The sequence below is a fragment of the Lentilactobacillus parafarraginis DSM 18390 = JCM 14109 genome (assembly GCF_001435895.1).
Classification (GTDB): domain Bacteria; phylum Bacillota; class Bacilli; order Lactobacillales; family Lactobacillaceae; genus Lentilactobacillus; species Lentilactobacillus parafarraginis.
The window spans coordinates 1-249 of sequence record NZ_AZFZ01000241.1 but is presented as its reverse complement, the minus strand read 5'-3'; the positions used below and the strand labels follow the sequence as shown (position 1 = coordinate 249).

The 249-nt window shown below is 30.5% G+C and carries 1 protein-coding gene; it reads left to right on the top strand.

What is annotated here, in order from left to right; genetic code table 11:
• Positions 1-209 (top strand): hypothetical protein (locus tag FD47_RS15595; protein WP_056980864.1); only part of this gene is annotated, 209 nt, incomplete at its 5' end.
• Between the last annotated feature and the right edge of the window lie 40 nt (positions 210-249).

Below are 249 nucleotides of genomic sequence, written 5' to 3'. Positions count from 1 at the left end.
TGTCTCAAAGTAACTTAGAAAAACAAGAAGCCAAATTAAAACAGCTTAATCAAAAGATTAAAGCTGAAAAAAATAAAATTGAACAAAATCTCGGTAAGCAAATCATTAGATCAGCCAATTTGGATTATGGGACACTTACCACTCCACAGATTAAAATGATTGCTAAAAAAGTTGCCGCCTTTTTAAATCAAGCTCAAAATAACCGATAATAGTTAGGTGGTAATGACTATGCCTAATCAATATGAAAAA